Origin of the sequence: Pseudoduganella sp. RAF53_2 (genome assembly GCF_052113985.1) — a bacterium.
GTDB lineage: Bacteria > Pseudomonadota > Gammaproteobacteria > Burkholderiales > Burkholderiaceae_D > Rugamonas.
In genome coordinates, this window is sequence record NZ_JBFRDW010000471.1 from 1 (window position 1) to 4,826 (window position 4,826).

General features: G+C 63.1%; 4 protein-coding genes. 2 read left to right on the forward strand and 2 right to left on the reverse strand.

The features are described from left to right. Together AB4Z11_RS23145 and AB4Z11_RS23150 are read left to right on the forward strand one after the other, a co-directional pair. On the forward strand, positions 1–2,035 hold a 2,035-nt coding region (locus tag AB4Z11_RS23145), incomplete at its 5' end, for a glycoside hydrolase family 2 TIM barrel-domain containing protein (RefSeq protein ID WP_442027944.1). Further along, positions 2,032–3,642, forward strand: a complete 1,611-nt coding sequence (locus AB4Z11_RS23150) for a glycoside hydrolase family 43 protein (RefSeq protein WP_442027945.1) — start codon at positions 2,032–2,034, stop codon at positions 3,640–3,642. The genes AB4Z11_RS23145 and AB4Z11_RS23150, both read left to right, overlap by 4 nt. Here the strand turns inward: AB4Z11_RS23150 and AB4Z11_RS23155 are convergent. Together AB4Z11_RS23155 and AB4Z11_RS23160 are read right to left on the reverse strand one after the other, a co-directional pair. Next, positions 3,628–4,545: an AEC family transporter gene (locus tag AB4Z11_RS23155; RefSeq protein WP_442027946.1), complete on the reverse strand. Its 918-nt coding sequence runs from the start codon at positions 4,543–4,545 to the stop codon at positions 3,628–3,630. The genes AB4Z11_RS23150 and AB4Z11_RS23155 overlap by 15 nt on opposite strands. Before the next feature lie 3 nt (positions 4,546–4,548). After that, a partial coding sequence (locus AB4Z11_RS23160) for a TauD/TfdA family dioxygenase (RefSeq protein ID WP_442027948.1) occupies positions 4,549–4,826 on the reverse strand: 278 nt, incomplete at its 5' end.

The window sequence follows — 4,826 nt, forward strand, 5'->3', positions numbered from 1 at the left end:
TATCAACGCCGTGCGCACTTCGCACTATCCGAACGATCCGCGCTGGTACGATCTGGCCGATGAATACGGCTTGTACATCATGGACGAAGCGGATATCGAGTCGCACGAGTACATGCAGAAGGGCGACCACGATCCGGCGCACCGCGAGGAATTCCAGCTTGGCTACAAGCAGCACTGGAAGCTGGCGCACCTGGACCGCGTGTCGCGCATGGTGCAGCGCGACCGCAACCATCCTTCGATCATTTTCTGGTCGCTGGGGAATGAGGCGGGCACAGGGCCGAATTTCGAGAACGCCGCGAACTGGATTCACCAGAACGACCCGACCCGCCTGGTGAGTTATCTCGGCCACGGCACGATCGGCGAGGAGCATTTGCCGAATCCTTACGTCGATATCTATGCGCCGATGTATGACGATATCGACAAGCTGGCCGATTATGCGCAGGACTCGCGTTACAGGCAGCCGATGATTCAGTGCGAGTATGCGCACTCGATGGGCAATTCGCTGGGCAATTTTGAGGACTACTGGCAGACCATCCGGTCTTACAAAAAGCTGCAGGGCGGCTTTGTGTGGGATTGGGTGGATCAGGGCGTGGCAGCGAAGGACGAGAAGGGCCGCCGTTATTGGGCTTCCGGCTTTGATCTGAATCCGGAGCATGGCGATAACAGCGTGGTCGGTGATGGTGTGGTTCAGGCGGACCGCACGCCTGACCCGGAATATTACGAGCTGCAGAAGGTGTATTCGCCGGTGGTGTTTGAGGGCGACCCTTCCAGGGGACAGCTGCGTGTGGTCAATCGCTATGACTTCCGTGATTTGTCGGGCATGGAGTTCGACTGGACGCTGGCGCGGGATGGCGTGCAGGTGGCTGGTGGTTCACTGGCCGGTGTCGCCGCTGCTGCCGGGACTTCGCGTCCCGTGGCGTTCAAGCCGCCTGCGGTGGCGGCAAATGGCGGCGAGCTGGTGCTGACGCTGCGCGCGAAGGCGAAGGAGGGCGCCACCAAAGGCGTGCCGGCAGGTGCAGTAGTCGGCTGGACGCAGTTCGTGCTGTCGTCGCCAGGCGCGAAAGCCAACGCGATCGCGTGGACCGCCGGCCCGGCAACAGCGCGCGCAGCCGGCGCGGGCGCTGCGGCAGGTGGGAACGCTACGGCAGGCGCGAATGTAGCAGCGAAGGTTGCGGCTGGCGCGCTGGTCAAGCCGGTGCGCGAAGGCGACGAGATCAGGCTGGCGGCAGCTGGTGCGACGCTCGTGATTGACGCGGCGACTGGCCAGGTGCGCTACAGCGCGAAAGGAAAAACGCTCCTGAAAGGCGGCACGCCAAACTTCTGGCGCGGGATGACGGATAACGATGAAGGCACCGGCGTCGACAAGAGCCACAAAGTCTGGCAGACCTTCACCGACAACCGCCAGCTGCGTGCGCTGAATGTCGACGCCAACGCCGTGCGTGTGTTGTACAGCTTTGGGGCCGGCGCCGTGCATTGGGAAACCACCTACCGCATGACAACGGACGGCACGGTGCAGGTGAAAGCAGACTTCACTCCACTGCGCGACGACTTGCCCGATCCGCTGCGCCTGGGCCTGCGCTTTGACAGCGACCCGTCGCTGGACAAAGTCAGCTGGTACGGCCGCGGTCCACAGGAAAACTACGCGGACCGCTACACCGGCGCCGCGCTGGGGCTCTATTCCGGCAAGGTCGCTGACCAGTACCACGCCTACATGCGTCCGCAGGAAAGTGGCAACAAGACCGGCGTGCGCTGGATCTCGCTGACGGGCGCCAATGCGGGCCTGAAGGTAACCGGCGCGCAAGCGCTGTCCGTGAACGCGCTGGCCTTCCCCTATGAAGACCTGTATCTGCGTCCACGCGGCACGTGGAAGACTTCCGACGTCGTCCCGCGCGGCGACGGCACGCTGCTGATTGATCTGGCGCAGACCGGAGTCGGAGGCGACACCGGATGGAGCCTGGACGGACGCCCGCTGGTGAAGTACCGCATCAAATTGCAACCAGCTTCGTACAGCTTTACGATCAAGGCAGCTGAATGAAGCGATTGCTGTGTGCTCTGGTGTTCGCATTCACTGCGTGCGCCGGAGCGGCTGAATACCGCAACCCGGTGCTGCATGCCGACTACTCCGATCCGGACGCGATTCGTGTAGGCCAGACCTACTACATGACCGCGTCCAGTTTCAACAGCGCGCCGGGGCTGCCGCTGCTGGAATCGCGCGACATGGCGCACTGGGAGCTGGTCGGCCACGCGCTGCCGCAGCTAGTGCCACTGGAGATGTTCGAAAAGCCCCAGCACGGCAAAGGCGTGTGGGCGCCGGCGCTGCGCCACCATGACGGGAAGTTCTGGATCTTCTATCCCGACCCGGACCAGGGCATCTTCGTCACCACAGCCACGAACTTCCGCGGTCCCTGGTCCGCTCCGCATCTGCTCCTGCCGGGCAAAGGCATCATCGATCCCGCGCCCCTGTGGGATGACGACGGCAATGCCTACCTGATTCACGCCTGGGCCAGGAGCCGTGCCGGCATCAACAATATCCTGACCCTGCGCAGCATGGCGCCGGACGCCAGCCGCCTGCTCGACGATCAGGGCAAGACGATCATCGACGGCGGCGCCTATACCGGCTACCACACGCTGGAAGGCCCTAAATTGTACAAGGCGCGCGGCTACTATTACGTGTTCGCGCCGGTCGGCGGGGTGGAATATGGCTGGCAGTCCGTGTTCCGCTCGCGCAGCATCGAAGGGCCGTATGAGGCGCGTATCGTGATGGCGCAAGGCAGCAGCAACACCAATGGCCCGCACCAGGGCGCGTGGGTGAAGACGCAGGAAGGCAGCGACTGGTTCTATCACTTCCAGCACAAGGGGGCATACGGACGCATCGTCCATCTGCAGCCGATGCGCTGGCAGGACGATTGGCCCGTGATCGGCGAAGCGAATCCCGGCAACATCACCGGCCAGCCGGTACAAAGCTACGAGCAGCCGGTCCCCGGCAAGCTCGCGGTGGTGGCTCCGCCCACCAGTGACGACTTCTCGCAGCCTGCGCTTGGCCTGCAATGGCAGTGGAACGCCAACTGGAAGCCGGATTGGTATTCGCTCACCGCGCGCAGGGGTTATCTACGTCTGTACGGCCAGCAGCCGGACAATCTCTGGAATCTGCCATCAATGCTGCTGCAAAAGCTTCCCGCCGAGCGCTTCACCACCACGACGCGCGTCGATCTGCGCGGGCTGGCCGATGGCGCCAGCGCAGGCCTGGTCATGTATGGCATGGACTACGCCTGGCTCGGCGTGCGCCGCAAGGACGGTACAAACACGCTGGTGTTGGCCAGCTGCCTTGGCGCGATGACAGGTTGCGAAGAAAAGACGCAGGCCAGCGCACCCCTGTCGGCGGCCACGCTCAGCCTGCGTATGAAAGTGGAAGAGGGCGGCCGCACGCAATTTTCGTATAGCGCCGACGGCAAGCGTTTCACGCCGATTGGCGCGCCATTCATCGCCGCCGCCGGCCGCTGGGTTGGYGCCCGTATAGGCCTGTTCAGCATAGGGCCAGGTTACCTCGACGTCGCCGACTTCAACGTGAGGCGGATAAATGATCCGCCCACCTCAGGCTTCGTAGGGCGGATCATTGATCCGCCGGCCTCAGGCGCCGACTAAAGCCAGAAAGCCTTTACTGGCGGGGACGGTGACGACCGCCAGCAAGGTTTGCAAGGTAATCAGCGACGCCATTAGCCGTGCGTCGCCGCCCATCTGCCGCGCCATGATGTAAGCATTGGGCGCCGTCGGCAGAGCGCAATAAAAGCAAGCCGCCAGCGCGACGGGCGCGGAGACCGCAAACATCAGGCACACCTTGGCCGCAATCAGCGGCAATGCCAGCAGCTTGACGGCCGAGGTGAAGCCCAGCGCCACCGGACGCAGACCTTCACGCGAAAACACCAGGCCACTGCCGACGCAGATCAGGCCCAGCGCCAGTGCCGATTTGCCGAGGATATCCAGCGTGTTGGAGAGCGGCGCCGGCAGTGCGAGGCCGGTCAGGCTGGCCGCAACGCCCGCCATGGTCGACAGAATGATGGGATTGGACGCTAGCGTCTTCACTACTTTGATCGGATCAGGCTTGCTGCCGCTCCACCACGACAGCGCCAGGATGGACATCACGTTCACCACCGGCAGACAGAAGGCCAGCGCCAGCATCACCAGCGACGCCGTCTGCGGCGGGAAAAACATCGACGACACGGCAATGCCGAAATAGCTGTTTGGCCGCATCGATCCCTGCACGATGGACGAACGGGCGGCGCCCGGCAAGCCGCGCGAAAACAGCATGGCGACCAGCGTGAAGGCAACCACGATAAAGGTCGGCAGCAGCGTCGCCAGGGCCAGCTCGCCGACCATGCTGCCGTGGAAGTCCAGCCGCGAAGTTCCCATGAACAGCAGGGAAGGGAAGGCGATGAAGTACGAGAACTTCTCCACGTTGGGGAAGAACTCGTCCGGCAGCCAGCGGAACTGGCGAATCGCTACGCCGAGCAGAATGACCAGAAAAACAGGAATAATCGAAGCAAGCATTTATCAGTCAGCCGAAATGCCGGACGGACCAATGCGGCGCGCGTTCGGCGTATTGGAAATACGGATGCGAATCAGATGACGGTCCGGGTCCGTGTACACCGCACGTCCATGCAGCGTGTGGTGGTTGTCGGCCCACAGCAGCGTATCGTCCGGCAGATGGCGCTGGAAGCGCGGCGCATCGCGTTCGACGATTTCATTCACCAGCTCCACCGCATCCACCAGTTCAGGGCTGCTCAGATCCGGGCGCGTTGCGAGTCCCTTCATGATGGAATCGTAACGCC

Excerpts from the sequence above, each read along its gene's own strand:
- AB4Z11_RS23155 (WP_442027946.1), bottom strand. The coding sequence starts at position 4,545 with ATGCTTGCTTCGATTATTCCTGTTTTTCTGGTCATTCTGCTCGGCGTA.